Here is a 17,984-nt window from a genome sequence, read left to right as displayed (position 1 = left end):
ATTATTCATGCCGCTTTGTGATATGAAACGTATTCTGGATCATGCCTCTCAGAACCAATATGCGGTGGGCGCCTTTAATATTGTCGATGTCACTTTTTTGCAAGCGATCATTGAAACCGCGGAATCTTTGAATGCTCCGGTGATATTGAATATTGCACAAGTGCATTTTCCGTACCTGAACCTGGATCTGATCTGTAATACTGCAAGACGAATGGCTGTCCAATCGAGCATTCCTGTTGCCTTGAATCTGGATCATGGGCAAGACCTGAATGCTGTCCTCAAAGCGATACGACTCGGGTTTACGTCGGTCATGTTTGATGCTTCCGGGTACAACTATGACGAAAATGTGGAAAAGACCAGACATTGTGTTGAGTTATGCCATCCCCTGGGAATCACGGTGGAGGGTGAACTGGGAGCTGTGGGCGGAGACAGTAAAGGCGGGCTGACAAGTGAAGCTGATCCCGATTTGTTCACAGATCCGGATCGAGCCGCGGATTTTGTCAAAAAAACGGAAATTGATGCCCTTGCGGTCGCGATCGGAAATTCACATGGTCAGTACAAGGGTACCCCGCGTCTTGATTTTGACAGATTGTCGAAAATTCAAAAAAACGCCAATATTCCTCTGGTGTTACACGGCGGATCGGGATTGTCTTTTTCGGATTTTCAAAAAGCTATTCGACTGGGTATTTGCAAAATCAATTTTTATACGGGACTGTCTCAACGCGCGCTGGCCGGGGCCCGGTCTTTTCTGGCTCGGGATCAAAAAAAATATCACGATTATCCGGAAATGATCCGGGAAATCAAGGCGGCGGTTGCTCAGATTGTAGCTGAACAAATAGAAATGTTTAAAAGCCATAATCAGGCATAACATTTTAAAAAAAAGCCCTGAAATCTCACAATCAACAAGAGATCAGGGCATTTGTCCGATTTTTTTAAATGATACATGTTTTGACTGTATCGCCCTCATTAACGGCTATAAGCATATCCTTCATCTTTGGCATAATCAGAGAGCATGTTTTTCAGGATACGTCGTCCCCGGAACAGACGTGACATGACGGTTCCATTCGGCCGGTCGATTATTTTTGCAATTTCCTTGTAGGTAAATCCTTCAACATCAGCCAATAAAACAACGATCCTAAAATAATCTGATAATTTTGATAAAGCCTTTGAAACTTCATCATCGAAATAGCCGTCATATCTGCTTTCGTCATATTTATACCACTGACCGAGTTTTTTCTGTTCATCTTTTTGTTTGATGCTGAATGCCACCTTGTCAAGTTCAACTTTTTGCGGCTGTCTTTTCTTTTTGCGGTATTTGTTGATAAATGTATTGGTCATGATTCGGAAAATCCATGCGCGAAAATTTGTGCCTTTCTGGTACTTGTCAAAGAAACGATATGCACGCATATAAGTATCCTGTACCAGGTCTTCAGCTTCCTGAACATTGTGTGTATATCGAAGCGCTGTGCTGTATAGAGAATCCATATGTTCAAGTGCTACGTTTTCAAATTCCTGCCGTTGTTGTTCATTTTTCGTATCCATAAATCCTCCCGAATTGTTTTAATTGACACCATAATATATCATTTGCAAAGGTGTCATACAATCGGGATAACCCTTATTCTGTTGTTCGCTGAACCTTAGAGGGATGTTGCGGCTAAAACCGGTTGTGATTGTAAGATGTTTTTGCTATTTTTATTTCTCCCCGAGAATTGATTACTGATTTTTGCCAGAAAGGAGCGAGGATGCAAGCACATATCAAAATTTCTTTGACAGACCTTAAACAATATGAATATGATGTTTTTAAAGGAATGGGTGTTCCCCCGGAAGATGCAGATATCTGTGCCGATGTATTAAATGCAGCCGATCTGCGCGGAATCGATTCGCACGGGATTGGCAGACTTAAACCCATTTATTACGATCGGGTAATAAAGTATAAAATCCAAAACGCTGAAACAAATTTTGAGACGGTTCGAGACACCGCTGCTGTCGCTGTGATTGACGGGCATAACGGAATGGGGATGGTTATTGCAAAAAAATGTATGGATATCGCAATCGAAAAGGCCGGAACCTATGGAATCGGTATGGTCATCGCAAAAAACTCGACCCATTACGGGATTGCCGCGTATTATCCCATGATGGCCTGTGAGCATAATATGATCGGCATCACAGGCACCAATGCCCGACCTTCTGTTGCACCGACCTTTGGCGTCCAGAATTTGCTGGGTACCAATCCGCTCGTTTTCGGCATGCCGTCGGATGAAGCATTTCCCTTTGTCAATGATCATGCGACCTCTATGTGTCAGCGGGGAAAAATTGAACAATATGCACGCGAAGGCAAAGAGCTGGTATCCGGTTGGGTTGTCGATAGGAACGGAGAGCCGGTTCTGGACGCCGATCAGGCGCTTGAGGCGTTGAGTGCGGGAAAAGCCGCTTTAACCCCTCTGGGCGGAATTACAGAGGAAACAGGCGGTCACAAGGGCTATGGATTTGCAACTGTGGTGGAGATCCTTTCCACCGCTTTGCAGCAGGGCCAATTCCTCAATCAGTTATCCGGTCTGGATACACACGGAAACCGTATACCCATTCGACTGGGACATTTTTTTATTGCCGTTGATATCAAGGCGTTTACAGATATTGATGCGTTTAAAGCCACGACGGGTGATATCCTGCGGACGCTGCGTACATCTCAAAAAGCAAAGCATGCTGATCGCATTTATACGCATGGAGAGAAAGAATACCGGCACAGTACAGAACGAATAAAAAGTGGAGTGCCGCTGCCGACTTTGGTGCAGCAACAGATGGTTACGATGCGTAATGAACTTGGACTTGCCTGTAAATTTGAATGGGAATAAATCTCAAAACATTGAAAAAATTGACACCAAAATGAGGGGTGTTCTGATGAAAAAAATTGTTTTGTTTATACTATTGACCGCAACGTCGCTGTTGTGGAGTCAATCCTTGTATTCCCGCTATGATTTTTCAATGGCGCCTTCCAGTTCCTTCCAGCAGGGACTGGTGGGATTTATCAATCCGGCCAACAGCGCCCTGCTGCAGGCGCCGGAAGCGCGTTATTATTGGAACACCCGCAACAAAAAGACCGATTGGGGTGCATTCGCTGCGGTGAAGGGTCTGGGATTTGGAGTCTGTCAGCGTCATTCGGATGGATATTCGATCACAGATTACAAGGTTTCAGCGGCTTGGGGAGACCGGGCATTTGCATTGGGTATGGGCTATGGCTGGTCCCGCGGTGACCGCCAACAATTTGCACGCGAATCTGAATGGTCTGTCGGCGCTGTATGGCGACCGATGCAATATCTTTCGCTGGGCGCTGCCGGTTATTACGGGACTGAGAATTATGAAAAAAAAGGTGTTTTGGAAATGGGGGTGCGCCCCTTTGGTACCTCGTTTTTGACATGTTTCGGTGATTTGTACCTGAATGATCATACGCGGTTCAATGATTGCCAATGGAGCGCCGGCGCCGCACTGCAAGTTGCAAAAGGCGTCAATCTGGTGGGGCGTTATTTTGATACCGAACAATTTACACTTGGATTAAGCCTGGATTTTGGAATGTCTTCGTATGCGCATCAACAGTATTTTGATGCAGAACAGGAGCATATGTATGACAGTCACCAAATCAGAATCGGCGGGATGCGCGATAATTTGTTCACACCGCTGCTGGGACTCGATCGCTCTTATGTCCCGCTTGAACTGCGAGGCGCGGTGAATTATCAGACATTTCGAATATCACAAGACAATGAGGTTGCCTTTTATGATGTGCTGCGTAATATTCAGGCGTGTGGAACAGATCCGCGTGTAAACGTTGTGGCTCTGAATATCAGTGGTCTGCGTGTGGGAAGTGAAAAAGCCTGGGAAATCCGGACTGCGCTTGCCGATATCCGGGAAAAAGGCAAATCAGTCATCGCGTTTATTGATAACTGCGGCTCCAGTCAGTATTTGATTGCCAGCGCTGCCGACCGTATTGTGATGGATCCTGAAGGGATGCTCACGCTGCCCGGCTATTTGTTCAATCGGACGTATTATAAAGGCACTTTGGAAAAACTGGGACTAAAGTTTGATGAATGGCGCTTTATCAAGTACAAATCCGCGGCTGAAATGTTTTCCCGGGAGAACATGTCAGACGGCGATCGGGAGCAGCTCAATGCGCTATTGGAAGATTTTTATAGCACTCTGCACCAGGAGATATCCGAATCCCGTTCGCTCTCATCCGGGCAATTTGATGACCTGGTGAATGAAAAAGTCGTGCTGTTGCCGGATGAAACGCTGGAGCAGGGTTTGACGGATACTCTGGCACGCTGGATCGATTTGAAAGACATATTGAAAAGCAAATATGGAAAACATTTGATGCCTCTGAAACCGTCCTTGCTCCGGGACCACACGTTAATCACAGATGAGTGGAAGGAACGTCCGCGCATTGCGCTTGTCTATGGAATCGGGGTCTGTGCCATGGATGAAGGCATTAGGGGACGCTGGCTGCACAAACAATTTAGAAATCTGGCAAAAGACAATTCGGTCAAGGCTGTGGTGTTTCGTGTGGATTCACCCGGCGGAGAATCTTTGCCGAGTGATCTCGTGGCAGAGGAATTGCGTCAATGCGCCAAAGAAAAACCGGTTATTGTGACCCAGGGTGAGGTGGCCGGATCCGGCGGCTATTGGATATCCATGTACGGTGATCGTATTCTTGCCGGTCCCAATACCATTACCGGCTCTATTGGAGTGATTGGCGGCTGGATTTGGGATGATGGGTTTGGAAGTAAGCTGGGTCTGACATCAGACCATGTCCAGCGCGGAGAACATATTGATGCCATAGCCGGCGTATCCCTGCCGTTGCTGGGACGTATACCCGGGCGTCCCTTGACGGATGAAGAAAACGCCCGGGTTGAAAAACTGGTGCTTACGATGTATGATCGTTTTATTGCCAAAGTTGCGCAGGGCCGCAACATGGACGCTGATAGTATTCGCTCTCTGGCGCAAGGCCGCGTTTATTCCGGTCTGGACGGCATGCAGGTCGGCCTGGTCGATGAGATCGGCGGATTGTTGTCGGCCATTGAACTGGCAAAAAAAGATGCCGGTATTCATCCGGATCAACTGGTTGAGGTTGTTGAAATTCCTGAATATAAAGGATGGTTTGATCTGGGCAGTCAACTGTCCCCCCTGCAAACCCCGGCTGAAACCGATCCGGTTTATCAGTATATCCGTATGATGCTGGACAATCCGTATCAACCGTTGTTTATGGTACACCCGGATAAAGCTGTCTTGACCGGTGAATGAACGGCAGAAAGCGGGTTCGTCCCGCTTTTTCTGTTTGCTGAATTCACCCACAACCAAAGCCGGACAGGCTTTGGTTGAAGGTTTGTGAAAATAAACGATGATGAGGATTTATGCCGAAAAAGCGAAAATACTATGCCGTAGCGCGCGGAAAAACACCGGGAATTTACACCGAGTGGTCCGGCCCTCAAGGCGCTAAACAGCAGGTTGAAGGATTTCCTGCCGCTCTGTACAAAGGCTTTTATGATCTTGAGGACGCAGTGGCGTGGTTTGAATATCTGGGGATTAAAGTTCCGAAAGAGTATGAGCATATAAAACCTGAAACCGAAACCCCGAAAGATATTCTGCTGATTTATACCGACGGCTGCAGTCTGGATAATCCGGGACCTGGCGGGTACGGCGCTGTTTTATTGTATCATGACAGCAGAAAAGAACTGTCCGGCGGATATCGGTTGACGACAAACAATCGAATGGAATTGATGGCTTGTATTGCGGCTTTGGAAAGTTTGAAACAACCATCAGAAGCTTTGCTGCGCAGCGACTCTAAATATGTAGTGGACGCGGTTTTAAAAGGCCGTTTGGATAACTGGCAGCAAAACCGCTGGAGAAAAAAGGGTGAGACGATTCCAAATGCTGATCTTTGGCAAACGTTATGGCAGCAAATTCAAAGGCATACCGTCACTTTTGAATGGGTAAAGGGGCATGGAGGGAAAAAAGAGAATGAACGCTGCGATGCACTTGCCGTCACAGCAGCCAGAGAAGCAGCAGATCAGATCGATGAAGGATATGAAAACCGGGGTAAAGGGTTGGAGAGGTGATCGAGTTTGTGGTTACAGGACTAATTGAATAATTAGTCCTGTAACCGCTGGCCTTCAGCAGCCGAAAAGGTGCGCGCCGCCGCGCCTGACATTTTGATACCAATTTGACCGCGTGCCTTTTCGATCTGCTGCAAGGCGTCGTTAGGTTTTGCTCCCTTGTTATCATTCAAAAAAATAAAAACCAATTACGATTTGCGGATGCGCAATCCCAGTTCAATCAACTGCTGCATATCCACTTCGGACGGCGCGCCGTCCATCAACGATGTGGCGCTGGCCGTTTTGGGAAATGCGATGACATCACGTATAGATAAAGACTGTGTGAGAATCATGGCCAGACGGTCAAATCCGAATGCAATGCCGCCATGCGGCGGAGCGCCGTATTTCAGCGCGTTGATTAAAAAGCCGAATTTATTTTCTGCTTCTTCCGGGGGAATATTCAGCGCTTTGAACATCTTGCTTTGCAATTCCGGGTCAGAAATCCTGATACTGCCGCCTGCAATTTCCATCCCGTTTAAAACCAGATCATAGGCGCGTGCCTTTACATGGTCCGGATCGTGGGTGAGTTTTTCAATATCCTCCGGAACCGGTGAGGTGAACGGGTGGTGCAGCGCAATATAGCGGCCCTGCTCCGGACTCCATTCAAAAAGAGGAAAATCCACAATCCAGGAAAGGGCATAAGCGTTATCATCGATCATTTCCAGACGGTGTGCCAGTTCCACTCGTAATTCAGCCAGAATCTGTCGGGTGAGATCGCGTTCTTCGGCGCAAAAAAACAGCATGTCTCCGGGATTCGCATCAAACGCTTTGATTAACGCCTGCGACTGAGTGTCATTGAAAAATTTAGCCAGAGGTCCGGCAATACCATCCTCTTCGATCTTGATCGCAGCGAGTCCGCCGGCGCCGCGTTTTCGCGCCCAGGCGGCCAGATCATCCTGCTGTTTTCTCGAATAAGAGGCGCAGCCCGGAGCGCAAATGCCGGCGACCAGTTTTCCGGATTTTGCAGCAGAGGCAAAAACTTTGAATTCCGATTCCTTGACGATATCTGATACATCGACGATTTCGAGTCCAAAGCGCAGATCTGGACGGTCCGTTCCGTATTTTTGCATGGCGGTGTCGTAGGACAAGCGCGGGAACGGAGTCTGAATGTCAATATTCAAAGTCTCTTTCATAACGCGTTTCATGAGTCCTTCTACAATCTGGTAGACATCTTCTTCGTCCACAAAAGACATTTCCAGATCGATCTGCGTAAACTCGGGCTGGCGGTCAGCGCGCAAGTCTTCATCGCGAAAACACCGCACAATTTGAAAATACCGGTCAAATCCGGACATCATCAGCAGCTGTTTATAAGTCTGCGGGGATTGCGGCAATGCGAAAAAACGTCCTTTGGAGACGCGGCTGGGCACCAGATAATCCCGGGCGCCTTCCGGTGTGCTTTTCATCAAATACGGGGTCTCTATTTCCAGAAAATCCTGCCCGGACAGGTAATTGCGTACGGTTTGAGCGGCCTGGTGCCGGGTGATGATGTTATGCTGCATGCGGGTTCGGCGTAAATCCAGGTAACGATACTTGAGCCGGATATCCTCCGAGGCCTGAATGTCACCGGTAATGTTAAAGGGAGGGGTCTCGGCGCTGTTCAATACCTCGATTTCCCGGGCGAGAACCTCGATTTCACCGGTGTCGAGTTTGCTGTTGATCATTCCGTCCGGCCGGGATTCCACAATTCCTCTAAAAGCCACCACCCATTCGTTGCGCAGGCGTTTTGCCTCTTCATAGGCTTTGGATTCCGGACGAATATTGATCTGGGTCAGGCCCCATCGATCGCGTAAATCAATAAAAATGATACCGCCATGATCACGCCGGGTTGCGACCCATCCCATCACCGTCACGGTTTTATCAATATCGGAGTGTCTTAATTCACCACAATTATGTGTTCTTTTCAGGTTCATAAGTCAAAGCCTTCAAGTTGAATGTTTACTGTTTGCTGAAAACGATCGGGTTTCGTTATTGGATCGTTTTAAAGTAGGTCAATAAAGCCTGTATGGCGTGCTGCGTGGATTTCTCGGGCGAGGTCCGCAGCAAAAAGTTGTATAAACGGGTTTTCTCTTCATGGAAATAACCCGCTCTCAAGTGTGCCCGGCTCATCAGTACCAGTAAAGTGGACATGGCGTCATAGTCCCGGTTCAGATCAATGGCGATATCAACGGGTTTTCCGACAAGCAAATCTTTTATTCGTTTGCCCGGAATGCCCCAGATGTTGATGTCATGCTTTTCCAGAGTAATGATGCGTTTATCTGTAGGCGTTTGCTCCGAATCAGGATTCATTCCAATGATCTCTGCATTCGGGAAACAAGTTTTCCATTCGGGAAACAAGTTTTGAGCCGCATCGCGTTCCTGTTCATTTGCGGGCAAACAAATGAAGACTCGCGATGTATTCCGGATGGTTTTCTTGAAATTTTCCGGATTGTTTTTAAAGCGGCTCTTTAATGTTAAAAATGAAAGAGCCACGGCCCGGCCTGTATTTTCCAAAAAGGTCATTTTATTTTGCTTTATCATAAATTAATTTACAATGTACTAACAATTTAGGAAAATATCAATGACTGTTTTCGGATACAGTTCTCAGAATTTCCATTCTACCTGTGCAGCGAACGCATTGTCCAGTTCTTGATTCACAAAGGTATAGCCGGACCCTGAAACAGTCCTGTCATCGTAGCGGGTATGGCTGTATTTGCAGGAAATCTGCAGCATGCGGTAATTTGTATACAAACAGTAGATACCAGCGGGTGCCGCGGCCATTCAGCATTTTTATCGACATGGTCCCCGGCAATCCGTTTTCAAATTGATAAAGCCGGAGCGGATAGACGGGCGCGTCAAATGCGGTCCATCTGGTGTAAAGTGATAAGGTGCGAGTGCACTTGAGCCTGATATCCTGGTAAATCAAAGTGCTGATGCTGTCTGCCACAGGCGCATTTTGCGATGTATGATTTTGGAGCTGATTCCAATGTGATTCAAACCGGGTTCGCAAGCGAAAGGGAGAACGATCAAGTTCGATTTGAACTCTGGCCCGATGATTTAAATGCCAAAATGCTTCTTTCACCGTGTTGCCGAATTTATCCGGTATACTCATAAATTCATAGTTCTGAATGCGTTTATATCGCAGTTGGAGATCAATATGGTTTGACATTTCCTGTTCGCATTTGACCATAAACTCGGCGCCTTTTCTTAAAAGTCGGGTTGCAGCTGAAGGCCATATCTCCTGATAGGCATCGATATAGGCGTATAGTTCTGTGTGGTCTGATACGTCGACCCGGCATCCCCAATACACGCCTTTTTCATTGCGGGTTTCACTATATTCTGCAAATGCATTGGAAAAATCATTGTCAAATCCGGGCTCATAATACCGCAACGTAATCACGGTTTCAGCGATAGAGCTGTTACAGCTGACACCTCCGTAAAAAGCGGTTCCTTTGGATTTTGACCTGGCAATTTCTGCAAAAGAGGTGGTGTTATTGATCGAAAAATCAAGGTACAATCCCGTGACATGGTTGATTTTCCGGGGGACTTTAAAGATATCCACAAGATCGTCGTTTAATTTTTGCTGGGGTAGCGTATGATGTTGATACGTTAGACCCATTTCTAGTGAACGGATCGGGTTTATACTGATTCGTCCGCCCCATACCTTTTCCTTGATTTTGCGCCGTCTTTTGCATTCTGTTTGGGTGCGGTGGTATCCTGTCGACGGCAGGATAGAGATTGTTGAATCTATGATCTCGCCATCTATGAATTTTTGGCTTTTAAAGACGGATATGGATAAAAGTGAAAAGCGGCTTTCAATCCCTATTCCTCTGAAATACGCGGTTTCGTTGCTGCTCATATACTCTTTCAGGTTGCCGTGACGTTTCGGCGTCGCTCCTTTGAACACCCGAAAGGCGCCTCCAAAAACAAGACCATATCCGCTTTTAAAGGAATAATCTCCCAGCACCAGTTTTGTGTTCAGCGGGTCAAATTTTATACTGATATGTGCTGATGTATGATCGTTCCATTTCTTTTCCCCGGCGTCTTTCTCGGTGATGACCCCGAATGCGATATGATCGTTCACCTCTCCACGCAATCTGGAATAGACTTTGTTGGGGTCTCCTGCATAGCTGTGTTCTTTGTATGCCTTTTCCAGGGCGAGTTTTCTCTGTATTCGATGCCGTCCCTGAATAGAAATATGTGTTGGCCGATGCTTTGGCACTGCAATAAAGGGTTTGATCTTTTCATATTTTTTATCCATGCCGGGTAAAGATTCAAGTTCATCGAGATGATGGATACGCCCGCGCCGGTTGCGGTAGTAAAGAATGCGCGCCGCCATGGCGGGAGATAATCCGGGGAGCGTCTCGAGCTCCTGTTTGGATGCTTTGTTGATATTCAAAGGGTTTTCCAGGATATCATATAAATATTCGATATAGGCAGGATTTTGTTCCGCCTCTTCAATATCACCGATTAGGTGTTCAATGTCTGCTGTTTGCCCAATCACATTACCCGTGATGACCAGGATGAGTATATAACTAATTTTCATCATTTTCTATCCTCCAGTCAAATTGGATAGAAAACAAGTGCGTTATTCCCAGATCGGAATGGGATTTGTATGCATAATCCATGGCCCATGCCCAAATTGTTAAAGTGAATCCCGCGGACCATCTTGACGGATACACAGCTGATCCAAATCTGAGTGACAAAGAATCAAATACATGATATTCCGCCCCGGCGCGGATATCCAGCGGGAATTGTGAATCCTTTACAAGGTCCATGCATAGCATCGCGTTCTCGCCTGCCGTGATCATGACTCCTGTCCGCAGGACCTGGGGTATTTTTTCCCGGGATGTTCCCAGGCGCGCGTAATTTACATTGGAGGCGCTGAAACCGTAGCGGATATGAGATGATATATCACATTGAAGACCCAGATCGACCATAAAGCTGCCAGCATCGCCGTAGCCGGGAATGGATACATTGCCGTATCTCAACGAACAGCCCATATCGATTCCTGCCGGCAGGTTTTTGGCTATTGCCGTATAAAACTGAAATTCTTGATAGGCCGGATTGGTAATACTCTTCAAAGCGGCTGCCACGGCAAATGGGGAGGGAGACCAGGAAAAGGCGAGAGAATTGAATTGCAGTTCTTTCAGACCAAACGGCTGCGCATGGAACATGTGAATCTGTATGCTGTTTTGCTTATCCATCACTGAAGCGGGATTAAAAAAGACGCCTCGGCCGCCACATATTTGAGCTGTTGCGGCATTACACATTCCTGCTGACCGGGCGCTGGTGGTTGTTTCTTCAAAAACAGCATATGCGTGGGTTTGGATCATTAACCCTAACACTATAGAAATTTTTGAAATCGGAACTATTTGCTTGACAAACTGTATAAAAAATGTAAAATTGTATAAATCAAAAATGCTGGCTTTTATATTTTTCAAATTGGAGGTTTTCATGCGTTTCCCCTTTTTGATGTTCGGTTTTATGTTATTGTGCTTTAACGGGGTTGCCGCTCAATACATTGATGCCGAAGTCAATACCAATCTCAAAACGCTTCCTCAGGAAAAGCAGGAAAAACTGGCGGATTTTGCCGAAGCCGTCAGATATTATTTAAACAATTCTCCCTGGTGTGAGGATCGCTGGGATACACCCGTTTATATTACAGCCACACTGAAACTAGAGGATATGACCACAGACGCCGAAGAACGCTATAGAGGTCAACTTGTGATCAGCAACAGCTATGATATTCAGTATACCGATGTTCACTGGCGTTTTGCCTATCAAAGCGGTGACATCCTTGAATATAGTGAAACAGAGCTAAACAGTTTTACCAGCATGATCAATTTTTATGTGTTTCTCATACTGGGCGGCGAACTGGATAAATGGGGTACATTGAACGGCACCCCCTATTATGAAAGAGCCCGTGATATTGCTCAGCAGGCCAAGTTCGGTCTCGGGCGTTATATCGAAGGATGGGACCGACGCACGGAAAAGGTAGAATATCTTTTAAGCAATCGTCACAAACCCTTCCGTGAAATGGTCGATTATTATTTTTACGGTCTGTCCTTTGTCAAACAGGATAATGCCAAAGCCCGCAAACATATGGCCACCGCCATTGACAAACTGGATAGAATTCTGGCTGACAATCCGGATAACGAGTATGCCAGGGATTTTCTCAGTGCACATTACCAGGAAATTGTTGAAGTCTATCGGCGCGCTTTGGATAAATCCCCGCTGGAAACCATGATTGTCCTGGACCCGGATCACAGACGTGTTTACCAGGATATTCTGAATCGTTAATTTAAAAGATCAAATAAATAAAACCAACGTAAAGCAGCAGCAAAAAGATTCCTTCAAGTCGGCTTATACGGAATCTTGTCATCATCAGCGGCCCCGTGATTAATGTAAAGACAAGCATTGCCGGATAATCGAGCTGAAACAACTCACGGTTCACCGGGATCGGCGATATCATGGCCACGATGGCAATGACAAACAGGGTGTTGAAAATATTGCTTCCCACTGCGTTTCCAACAGCCAGTTCGGATTCTCCCCGAATCGAGGCCACTGCCGAGATTGCCAATTCCGGCAGGGATGTTCCCACAGCCACCATTGAAACAGCGATAACCGCTTGGCTGACTCCCAGGGCGTTTGCAATGTCGATGGATGAATTTACAATAAGCACTGCCCCGTATACCAGTCCCGCCAGACCCAAAATAATAAATAAAATGTTTTTGAGCAAGTGTTTTTCTCCGGTCTGATCTACAACGGCCAGTTCTTTGGCTTTTTTTCGGTCTTTTTTGGCCAGATTGGCGATCAGAATTAAAAAGCCGAGGAACAGAGCAACTAATATCAAACCGTCCCAAAAACTCAGCAAACCATCGAAACTTAAAAAACAAAACAGTAAAATAGCTCCGATCATAATCGGCACTTCATTGCGAAGCGTGGCCCGTTCAATTTTCAAAGGATTGATCAGAGCGCAGGTTCCCAGAACCAGGCCGATATTGGCGATATTGCTCCCTATAATATTGCCCAGTGAAATAGCCTTGCTGTTCTGAAGCGCTGCGGTTAAAGAAACCGCCAATTCCGGTGAAGACGTGCCCATGGCCACGACCGTGAGTCCGACCAGTATCGGTCTCACTCCCATATGCAAAGCCAGCGAGGAGGAGCCTTTTACCAGAAACTCTGAACCGATCCAAAGTAAAAATAAACCGGCTATTAATAAAAGTATGCTCACAATCATTTATTTTCTCATTGCCTGGCCGGTCGACTGCCGGGTTTAATGGGTTTGCTTCCTTTTGCGCACAGGGGACAAGTTTCCGGCTCGTAGGTTACAACATCCATATTGAAAACCGAGTAATAGGGCACATCAAACAATTTTTTGCCGCCGCTGCGGTCAACAATGGATCCCACTCCGACCACCCCGGCGCCGGCGCCCTCGACCAGTTCAATAACTTCTTTGACGGATCCGCCGGTTGTGATTACATCTTCGATCACCAATACGCGTTCATCGTTGTTGATTTGCAGACCGCGTCGCAAGGTCATCACGTTGTTCACGCGTTCTGAAAAAATATTGCGGCAGTTTAACTGTCTCGCCACTTCATAGCCGAAAATAATTCCTCCGACCGCCGGAGAAATCACACAGTCGATATGATCGCTTTTAAAATGTTTGATAATGGCCTGTGCAAATTGTTCCGAATAGTCCGGATATTGCAAAACTTTGGCGCATTGGAAATATTGGGGACTGTGCAGTCCCGATGTCAATTGAAAATGTCCGTTGAGCAAAGCCCCGGATTTTTCAAACAGTTCAATTGCCTTGGCTTCCTTCATACCCTCTCTCCGTAATTTGTTTTGTCGTGCTGTGTTCAGTTGGTCTCTGCTATTTTTTGCCGCCTCCCGGGCTGCCTGCTCAAAATCATTTGATAAAGATGCATAAATGATAGATCGGCTGGAATTAAACAATGCCGATCCGGCGTTTGCATCGGTTCCCTGCAAAACGGATTTGTCGGGACTGCCGCCCTGCGTTCCAATACCGGGAATCAAAAAGGGCAGGTCAGGCGCGATCTTGCGAATTTTTCCCAACTCTTCAGGGTGCGTTGCCCCGACTACCAAACCGCAATTGTTCTGCGTATTCCAGGACCCGACGGTTTTAGCTACTTTTTCGTAAAGCGTTTGCTTTCCATTTGAGAAATATTGAAAATCTTTTGAGCTTTTATTAGAAGTCAAACACAGAAAAAAAACACCGTATTCCGGGCGTTTGATAAACGGAACGGCGGCATCATATCCCATGTAGGGGTTTACAGTCACTGCATCCGCGTCGAGATTGTCAAACACAGAACGAACATACTGTTCAGCGGTGTTGCCGATGTCTCCGCGTTTGGCGTCGGCTATTTTGATTTTGTCTTCCGGTATATATCGGAATGTTTTTTCACACGCTTTAAATCCCTGGTAACCCTGAGCTTCGTAAAACGCCAGGTTTAGTTTGTACGCTGCCACATATTCTATTGTTGCATCGATCATTCGTTTGTTGAATTCAAATAGTGCATCCTTTTCTCTCCGGATCGATTCGGGCAGCCGGGCGATATCCGTGTCCAGTCCCACGCACAACAATGAATTGGATTGTTTGATCGCTGAATTCACCCGTTCATTAAATGCTGTCTTCATGGATTCTCCATATCTGTTCCGAGAAACACGATCTCTGCTTCGGGTTCAATGCCGTCTATATTCAATAATGCCACACTCGGTTCGTATCCGCCGCGCGGCTGGCTTGCCGATCCCGGATTGATGTACAGACGGTTGTGTTCTTGTTTGATGAGCGGTTCATGCGTATGTCCGGCGCATTGGATGTTGTATTGTTCGGTATCGATGAGAATTCGCCGCAAATGTTCCGGATAATGGGTTACTGAAATTTTGTATGTACCCAATGATAACATCAGAACGGCTTTCAACCGGTCGCGCAACGGCCCCTGATCTGTATTTCCAAACACGGCGTTTACCGGCGCGATACACTCCAGTTCGGTCAAAATTTCATCCTTTCCAATATCACCGGTATGAATGATCGTATCGACATTTGCAAAAATTCTGTGTACATCCGGATCGAGCTTGCCGTGTGTGTCTGAAATGATTCCGATACGGCGTATCTTTTGATTGGTTGCCAAAACATTGTTCCTTTTTTTTTCTCCTATTTTAATACATCCGTACCCAGATATTTGCGTAACACGGAAGGAACAATGACTGTGCCCTCGTCTGTCTGATAATTTTCCAGAATGGCGATGACCGTACGCGGCAGCGCCAAACCGGAGGCGTTTAATGTATGCACAAATTCCGGTTTGCCGCCCTTTTGACGCCGGAATCTGATGTTGGCGCGTCTGGCCTGAAAATCTTCAAAATTGCTGCAGGAGGAAACCTCAAGCCATTTGTCAATGCCTTGTGCATACACTTCAAGATCATAACATTTTGCAGCAGCAAAACTCAGATCACCGGTGGCCAGCGTCAGGACCCGGTAAGGCAAATCCAGAGCCTGCAACACATCCTCTGCATTGCCTAAAAGCTCTTCCAGCTGGGCATAGGATTCCTCCGGTTTGACAAACCGCACCATCTCGACTTTATTAAATTGATGCAGCCGCATCAGGCCGCGGGTATCCTTGCCATAAGCCCCGGCTTCACGTCTGAAACAGGGTGTATAGGCTGTGTATTTAATTGGTAAATCTTTAGCGCTGAGCATCTCACCGGCGTGCAGGTTGGTGACCGGAACCTCTGCCGTGGGGATCAAAAACAAATCATCTTCTGCGATATGATACATGTCGTCTTCCAGTTTGGGAAGCTGGCCGGTGCCAAACATGACCTCGCGTTTTGTGATAAAGGGGGGAAATATCTCCGTGTAGCCGTGCTTGTCTGTATGCATATCCAGCATAAAGTTGATTAACGCACGTTCCAGTTTCGCGCCCCATCCGCGATAACTGACAAAGAACGATCCGGAAAGGTTGGCGCCGCGCTGAAAATCAATCCAGCCGCGCTGTTCGGCCAGTTCATAATGGGGCGCGGGTTTGAAATCTTTTTCAGCGAATTTCCCCCAGCTGCGCACCTCAACATTATCCTGTTCACCGCCGACCGGCACGTCCTCATGGGGAATATTGGGAATGTGGATCTGGATCGTATAGATATCCTGCTCAATTTGTTTGAGCTCTGTGTTTTTTTCTTTAATGTCATCGGATAGCTTGCGCATCTCGGTTATAATGTCCGAGGCATCTTTTTTCTCGCGTTTTAGCTCCGAAATTTGTCGAGTGACCTTGTTCTGCTCCGCGCGTAAGGTTTCCACAGTTTTGATCATGTCCCGGCGTTTTACGTCAAGGTTTAAAAGCTGCTCCACATCAGCTTTTTCGTGTTTATCTTTTACAGCTTTTTTAACGACATCAGCATTCTCGCGAATAAATTTTAAATCCAGCATATATTCCTCATGTGATTTTATTGACCTTTGAATTTCAGCATGACAATAATTGTGTACACCATGATCCGGAGATCAAGACGCAGTGATATGTTGTCAATGTAATATAAATCAAATTCCAGCTTTTCTTTCACCGCCTCTATGGTGGTGTCGTATTTCCCTTTCACCTGCGCCCAGCCCGTGACTCCGGGCTTGACGCGCAGTCTTCGACTGTAAAACGGATATTCTTTTTTCAATTGTTCTACGAAAAAAGGACGCTCGGGACGCGGTCCGACCAGACTCATATCACCTTTGAGCACGTTAATAAGCTGCGGGAATTCATCGATTCGGGTTTTGCGCATAAATCGACCCATCCGGGTGATTCGGGGATCATTTTCATCCGCCCATACCGGGCCTGTATATTTTTCGGCATCCCGGATCATGGAGCGGAATTTATAAACGGAAAAGATTTTGCCTTTGCGGCCGACGCGTTCCTGAGTAAAAAATACCGGACCTTTCGAGTCTATTTTGATCAATAGTGCAAACAGGATCAAAACCGGAGAAAGCAGGATCAGACCGGTGAATGAAAATAGAATGTCAATGAGCCGTTTGATGCGTTTCTCCCACGGCGGCATCAATTCGGGATGGATTTCGATCAGGGGAAATCCGTAAATCTGATTCGTCCTGGCGTGACCGAGCACAATATCGTACATATTGGGTTCTATTTTGATGTGCACCGGCAGATCTTCGCATTTTCCGATAATGCGCATGACGGTCTGTGTGGATGCCTTTTTGCCGGGGGCCAGAATAACCTGCTCCACCTGGTGTTCGTTGACCAGGGACGGCAGTTTTTTCAACCAGCCCAAAACGGGGGTTGAATTATATTTGTTGCCCAAATCCTGTTTTTTCATGCCGACAAAACCGATAACCCGATACCCCAGCGCAGGATATTTTTTAATCCGGTCCACCATCTCACGGGCTTCCTCGTTCCAGCCGATAATCAGGGTGTTCTGCTGACCAATCCCGGACTCGAGCAGCTTGCGCTCAATCGTATGCAGAACAAGACGCCCTCCGCCCACAAGCGTCATCATGAGAACCCAGTAACTGAGGATCATCATGCGTCCCAGTGAAGGGGCTTCTGATAAATCCTGCTCCGGTTCGAATGTAAAAACAAAAATCAGAACCATTCCCAGACTTGTCGTTTTGAACACAGAGAGCAGTTCATCAAAGCGGGATTGCGTGTACCACGACCGGTACAAGCCCCGGAATAAGAACAGCAGCAGCCAGAACAGATATACAATGAGTGATAGTTTAGCTGCAAATATAAAATCTCTTGCCGTGAATAAATTCAGACTGCTGCGCAGACGCACCAGAATCATAAACGCCAGATTAATCGTCAGGAAATCGACGAGTATTAAAAAAACTTTTTCTATTCGTTTTGACAT

At 46.7% G+C, this 17,984-nt stretch carries 16 protein-coding genes; 5 read left to right on the top strand and 11 right to left on the bottom strand.

Going from position 1 to position 17,984, the window contains the following annotated elements; translation table 11 throughout:
- Nucleotides 1-7 precede the first annotated feature (7 nt).
- Nucleotides 8-868: a ketose-bisphosphate aldolase gene (locus U5R06_20865; GenBank protein ID MDZ7725198.1), complete on the top strand. Its 861-nt coding sequence runs from the start codon at nt 8-10 to the stop codon at nt 866-868.
- A gap of 98 nt (nt 869-966) precedes the next feature.
- Here the strand turns inward: U5R06_20865 and U5R06_20860 are convergent, their stop codons facing one another.
- A complete protein-coding gene (locus U5R06_20860; protein ID MDZ7725197.1) occupies nt 967-1,542 on the bottom strand; it encodes a sigma-70 family RNA polymerase sigma factor in 576 nt (191 codons plus the stop codon).
- A gap of 200 nt (nt 1,543-1,742) precedes the next feature.
- Here U5R06_20860 and U5R06_20855 point away from each other — a divergent pair, with 200 nt between their 5' ends.
- The 3 genes from U5R06_20855 (at nt 1,743) to rnhA (ending at nt 6,104) form a co-directional block, all read left to right on the top strand.
- Nucleotides 1,743-2,852: an Ldh family oxidoreductase gene (locus tag U5R06_20855; GenBank protein MDZ7725196.1), complete on the top strand. Its 1,110-nt coding sequence runs from the start codon at nt 1,743-1,745 to the stop codon at nt 2,850-2,852.
- A 46-nt stretch (nt 2,853-2,898) separates the two neighbouring features.
- Nucleotides 2,899-5,289, top strand: coding sequence for a S49 family peptidase (locus U5R06_20850; protein MDZ7725195.1), 2,391 nt, complete (start codon nt 2,899-2,901; stop codon nt 5,287-5,289).
- Nucleotides 5,290-5,399: 110 nt separating this feature from the next.
- Complete coding sequence (rnhA, locus tag U5R06_20845) at nt 5,400-6,104, top strand: ribonuclease HI (protein MDZ7725194.1); 705 nt, start codon at nt 5,400-5,402, stop codon at nt 6,102-6,104.
- A 32-nt stretch (nt 6,105-6,136) separates the two neighbouring features.
- Here rnhA and U5R06_20840 read toward each other — a convergent pair whose 3' ends face one another.
- From U5R06_20840 to U5R06_20820, 5 genes are all read right to left on the bottom strand, one after another.
- Nucleotides 6,137-6,289, bottom strand: a complete 153-nt coding sequence (locus tag U5R06_20840; protein MDZ7725193.1) for a hypothetical protein — start codon at nt 6,287-6,289, stop codon at nt 6,137-6,139.
- On the bottom strand, nt 6,290-8,050 hold the full coding sequence (gene aspS, locus U5R06_20835) for an aspartate--tRNA ligase (protein ID MDZ7725192.1): 1,761 nt from the start codon (nt 8,048-8,050) through the stop codon (nt 6,290-6,292).
- A 55-nt stretch (nt 8,051-8,105) separates the two neighbouring features.
- A complete protein-coding gene (locus U5R06_20830; protein ID MDZ7725191.1) occupies nt 8,106-8,639 on the bottom strand; it encodes a hypothetical protein in 534 nt (177 codons plus the stop codon).
- Nucleotides 8,640-8,805: 166 nt separating this feature from the next.
- Nucleotides 8,806-10,665: a helix-hairpin-helix domain-containing protein gene (locus tag U5R06_20825; protein ID MDZ7725190.1), complete on the bottom strand. Its 1,860-nt coding sequence runs from the start codon at nt 10,663-10,665 to the stop codon at nt 8,806-8,808.
- Nucleotides 10,652-11,323 (bottom strand): hypothetical protein, encoded by a 672-nt coding sequence (locus U5R06_20820; GenBank protein MDZ7725189.1) that lies wholly within the window; start codon nt 11,321-11,323, stop codon nt 10,652-10,654. The genes U5R06_20825 and U5R06_20820 overlap by 14 nt, the downstream gene beginning before the upstream one ends.
- A 250-nt stretch (nt 11,324-11,573) precedes the next feature.
- Between U5R06_20820 and U5R06_20815 the strand changes: the two genes are divergently transcribed.
- On the top strand, nt 11,574-12,419 hold the full coding sequence (locus U5R06_20815) for a DUF4835 family protein (GenBank protein MDZ7725188.1): 846 nt from the start codon (nt 11,574-11,576) through the stop codon (nt 12,417-12,419).
- 1 nt (nt 12,420) lies between these two features.
- Here U5R06_20815 and U5R06_20810 read toward each other — a convergent pair whose 3' ends face one another.
- Genes U5R06_20810 through U5R06_20790 form a run of 5 tightly spaced genes read right to left on the bottom strand, consistent with a single transcriptional unit; the run spans nt 12,421 to nt 17,984 of the window.
- A complete protein-coding gene (locus U5R06_20810; GenBank protein MDZ7725187.1) occupies nt 12,421-13,359 on the bottom strand; it encodes a calcium/sodium antiporter in 939 nt (312 codons plus the stop codon).
- A gap of 8 nt (nt 13,360-13,367) precedes the next feature.
- Nucleotides 13,368-14,780: an orotidine-5'-phosphate decarboxylase gene (pyrF, locus tag U5R06_20805; GenBank protein ID MDZ7725186.1), complete on the bottom strand. Its 1,413-nt coding sequence runs from the start codon at nt 14,778-14,780 to the stop codon at nt 13,368-13,370.
- On the bottom strand, nt 14,777-15,274 hold the full coding sequence (locus U5R06_20800) for a metallophosphoesterase family protein (protein ID MDZ7725185.1): 498 nt from the start codon (nt 15,272-15,274) through the stop codon (nt 14,777-14,779). The genes pyrF and U5R06_20800 overlap by 4 nt, the downstream gene beginning before the upstream one ends.
- A 23-nt stretch (nt 15,275-15,297) precedes the next feature.
- The gene (serS, locus tag U5R06_20795; protein MDZ7725184.1) at nt 15,298-16,563 is read right to left on the bottom strand and encodes a serine--tRNA ligase; all 1,266 of its coding nucleotides are present in this window, start codon (nt 16,561-16,563) and stop codon (nt 15,298-15,300) included.
- A 17-nt stretch (nt 16,564-16,580) separates the two neighbouring features.
- Entirely contained in the window at nt 16,581-17,984 is a 1,404-nt protein-coding gene (locus U5R06_20790) for a sugar transferase (protein MDZ7725183.1), read from the bottom strand.

Source organism: candidate division KSB1 bacterium (assembly GCA_034521575.1).
Classification (GTDB): Bacteria; Zhuqueibacterota; Zhuqueibacteria; order Residuimicrobiales; family Krinioviventaceae; genus JAXHMJ01.
This window is presented reverse-complemented; position numbering and strand designations above follow the sequence as displayed.